General features: G+C 69.0%; 4 protein-coding genes. All 4 read left to right on the forward strand.

The window, feature by feature from the left end; genetic code table 11:
* Positions 1-201 precede the first annotated feature (201 nt).
* Positions 202-966: a DUF899 domain-containing protein gene (locus tag F3J14_RS33915; RefSeq protein ID WP_166726625.1), complete on the forward strand. Its 765-nt coding sequence runs from the start codon at positions 202-204 to the stop codon at positions 964-966.
* 30 nt (positions 967-996) lie between these two features.
* Positions 997-1,818 carry a DUF2182 domain-containing protein gene (locus tag F3J14_RS33920; protein WP_166726626.1) on the forward strand — a complete coding sequence of 274 codons (822 nt, stop codon included), beginning with the start codon at positions 997-999 and terminating at the stop codon, positions 1,816-1,818.
* Between the two features lie 277 nt (positions 1,819-2,095).
* On the forward strand, positions 2,096-3,556 hold the full coding sequence (gene guaB / locus F3J14_RS33925) for an IMP dehydrogenase (RefSeq protein WP_006755813.1): 1,461 nt from the start codon (positions 2,096-2,098) through the stop codon (positions 3,554-3,556).
* A gap of 6 nt (positions 3,557-3,562) precedes the next feature.
* On the forward strand, positions 3,563-3,977 hold a 415-nt coding region (locus tag F3J14_RS33930; protein WP_166726627.1), incomplete at its 3' end, for a hypothetical protein.

Below are 3,977 nucleotides of genomic sequence, written 5' to 3' on the forward strand. Positions count from 1 at the left end.
CGTCGTCGCGCAGCGCGACGCGGTTCAGCGCGCCGAGCGGGTCGCCCGCCGCGAGCGCGCGTGCCGCGGCCGTGATCAGCGAATCCATCCGAATCCCGACACAGTTGTCACTCCCTGCCGTCCGATGCCCGGCCCTAATCTAGCACCACGCACACGGCAGATGCGCCGTGCCCGGATCCCTGTCCAAAGGAGGAACCCGCAATGACGAACCATCTCACCGGAACACGCGCCGAATGGCTGGCTGCGCGCCGCGCGCTGCTCGACGCGGAAAAGGCACTGACACGGCAGAGCGACGAGCTCGCGCGGCGGCGCCAGGCGCTGCCGTGGGTGCGCGTCGACAAGACCTACCGGTTCGATACCGAGGACGGCCCGGCGACGCTCGACGATCTGTTCGGCGGCCGCTCGCAGCTGCTCGTCTATCACTTCATGTTCGGCCCCGACTACAAGGCCGGCTGTCCGTCGTGCTCGGCACTGGCGGATGGCTTCGACGGCTTTGTGGTCCACCTCGCGAACCACGACGTGACGCTCGCCGCGGTGTCGCGCGCGCCGCTCGCGAAGCTGCTCGCGTACCGGCAGCGGATGGGCTGGCGCTTTCCGTGGGCGTCGTCGGACGGCGGCGCGTTCAACTTCGACTTCAACGTGTCGTTCACCGAAGCGCAGCAGCGCGCGGGCGACGTCGAATACAACTACACACGGGCCGGCCACGCGATGGACATGGACCCGCCGCCGGCCGCCGTCGCGCAGTTCGCGGCGACGTGCGGCACCGACGCCGCCACGTACGCGCTCGACCGGCCGGGGATGAGCGCGTTCGTGCGCGAGGACGGCGTCGTCTATCACACGTATTCGACCTACGCGCGCGGGCTCGACGGACTGTGGGGCATGTACCAGTGGCTCGATCGCGCGCCGCTCGGACGCAACGAGACGGGCGTGTGGTGGCGTCGTCATGACGAATACGCACGCGGTTGAGCGCGGGTCGAACAGCAACGGGAGCGAGTGATGGGCATCGCGACGAAACCGGCTGCGACCGGCGCTGCGGGCGGCGGCCGGCTCGCGTTCGGCGCCGCGCTCGTCGCGGTGTTCGCCGCCGCCGCGTGGGCGACGCTCGCGCAGCACGCAGCGATGGACGCGATCGGCGGCATGCCGATGGCGGGCGGCTGGACGCTGTCGGCCGGGTGGCTCAGGCCGTGCGGATGGCGGGCAGGGCGCGCGTTCGCCGGGTTCGCCGGCATGTGGGGCGCGATGACGGTCACGATGATGCTGCCGGTGCTGGCGCCGGTGCTCTGGCGATACCGGCAAAGCCTCGGCCCGGTGGGTGACGCGCGTGCGGCATGGTTCGTCGCGATTGCGGGCGCCGGGTATTTCTCGGTGTGGATGGCGGTCGGTGCGGTGGTGTTTCCCGTCGGCGCTGCGTTGGCGGCCGGCGCCACGCGCCAGTCCGCACTCGCTGCCGCGATGCCGTTTGCTGCCGGCGCGGTCATGCTTGGCGCCGGCGTGCTGCAGTTTTCCGGCTGGAAGATGGGCCGGCTGGCCTGCTGCCGACACGGACCGGACGACGAAGGTGTGCGGCGGGCAGGTGCCGGCGCCGCGTGGCGGCACGGCGTGCGGGCCGCCCTGCGGTGCGGCGCCTGCTGCGGGAACCTGATGGCCGTTGCACTGGCGACCGGCATGATGGATCTACGCGTGATGGCCGTCGTGACGGTGGCCATCGCCGCCGAGCGGCTGGTTCCGGCCGGCGAACGCGTCGCGCGGATCGTCGGAGGTGTCGCGACCGGCGCCGGCGCAGCGATGATCGCGTGCGCCGCGGCGGGGCTCGCCTAGCGGCGCTTGAGGCCGCCAGCGCGCATCGAACGGGGGCGGCCGCTGTGCCGCCATCGGGTGCTGCGTTGTACGGCAACGACGCGCGTTCGGCCCGAATTCCGGCCGGTTGCGCGAATGGATCGATGCCCGGGTGAAACGAAAAGCGATCGAAAACGAACCGAACGGCGATCCGAACGATTCGGCCCCCGAACGCTCGAAGGCGGCTAACCCGTTGTTCGTGTTGTGAAAATTCGCAGCGCTTCGCGTATAATTCGCTTTTGCGCCCATAGGATTTGCCATGCGTCTGATCCAAAAAGCACTCACTTTCGATGACGTGCTCCTCGTTCCCGCCTTCTCCGACGTTCTCCCGCGTGACACCAGCCTGAAGACCAAGCTGACCCGCAACATCTCCCTGAACATGCCGCTCGTGTCCGCCGCGATGGACACGGTCACCGAAGGTCGCCTCGCGATCGCGATGGCGCAGCAGGGTGGTGTGGGTATCGTCCACAAGAACCTCACGCCGGCCGAGCAGGCCCGCGAGGTCGCGAAAGTCAAGCGTTTCGAATCGGGCGTCGTGCGCGACCCGATCACGGTCCCGCCGCAGATGAAGGTGCGCGATGTGATCGCGCTGTCGCGTCAGCATGGCATCTCGGGCTTCCCGGTCGTCGAAGGCCCGCAGCTCGTCGGCATCGTCACGAACCGCGACCTGCGTTTCGAATCGCGCCTCGACGAACCGGTCAAGTCGATCATGACGCCGCGCGAGCGTCTCGTCACGGTCAAGGAAGGCACGCCGCTCGCCGAAGCGAAGGCGCTGATGCACAGCCACCGCCTCGAGCGCGTGCTGGTCGTCAACGACGCGTTCGAACTGCGCGGCCTGATGACCGTCAAGGACATCACGAAGCAGACCGAACACCCGGATGCGTGCAAGGACGAACACGGCAAGCTGCGCGCAGGCGCGGCGGTCGGCGTCGGCCCCGACAACGAAGAGCGCGTCGAGCTGCTGGTGCAGGCCGGCGTCGACGTGATCGTCGTCGATACCGCGCATGGTCACAGCAAGGGCGTGCTGGAGCGCGTGCGCTGGGTCAAGCAGAACTTCCCGCACGTCGAGGTGATCGGCGGCAACATCGCGACGGCAGCTGCCGCGAAGGCGCTCGTCGAATACGGCGCGGACGCGGTCAAGGTCGGTATCGGCCCGGGCTCGATCTGCACGACGCGGATCGTCGCGGGCGTCGGCGTGCCGCAGATCAGCGCGATCGCGAACGTGTCGGACGCGCTGAAGGGCACCGGCGTGCCGTGCATCGCCGACGGCGGCGTGCGTTTCTCGGGCGACGTGTCGAAGGCCCTCGCGGCCGGCGCGAACGCGGTGATGATGGGCAGCATGTTCGCGGGCACCGAAGAGGCGCCGGGCGACGTGTTCCTGTATCAGGGCCGTCAGTACAAGTCGTATCGCGGCATGGGTTCGGTCGGCGCGATGAAGGACGGCGCGGCAGACCGCTACTTCCAGGACAACTCCGCGAACATCGACAAGCTCGTGCCGGAAGGCATCGAAGGCCGCGTCGCGTACAAGGGCTCGGTCAACGCGATCCTGTTCCAGCTGGTCGGCGGCGTGCGTGCGAGCATGGGCTACTGTGGCTGCCGCACGATCGACGAACTGCACGACAAGGCCGAATTCGTCCAGATCACCGCGGCGGGCATGCGCGAGTCGCACGTGCACGACGTGCAGATCACGAAGGAAGCACCGAACTACCACGTGGACTAATCGCCGATGAAACCGCTGCTGCGAGCCGTGCTGATCGTCGATGCCATGCTGCTGCTGGGGTTCGGCGTGCTGTTCGTGCTGACACCCTGGCAGGCGCTGTTCAACGCGCTGCAACTCGCGAACATCCAGCCGGCGATGCTCGGCCAGGCGTTCGGCATCGCGCTGCTCGGGCTCGCGTGGCTCGCGTTCCATGCGGCGGTCAACGGCGAACTCACGACGCCCGTCGCGCGCGTGGTCGGTCATGTGAACTGGCTGATCGGCGTGCTGACGGTCGTGTGGTCGTTCGGCACCGGCAACGGTCCCGCGCTCGCGGCCGCCGGCCGGGTGCTGTCGGCGATGGCCGGTGTCGCGCTGATCGTGCTCGGCCTCGGCGGCGTGCGGCTCGCATCGGCCGTGCGGCGGCGCGAGAAGGCGCAGGTGC

This window comes from Burkholderia sp. Tr-862 (genome assembly GCF_011753085.1).
In the GTDB taxonomy this organism is placed as follows: domain Bacteria; phylum Pseudomonadota; class Gammaproteobacteria; order Burkholderiales; family Burkholderiaceae; genus Burkholderia; species Burkholderia ambifaria.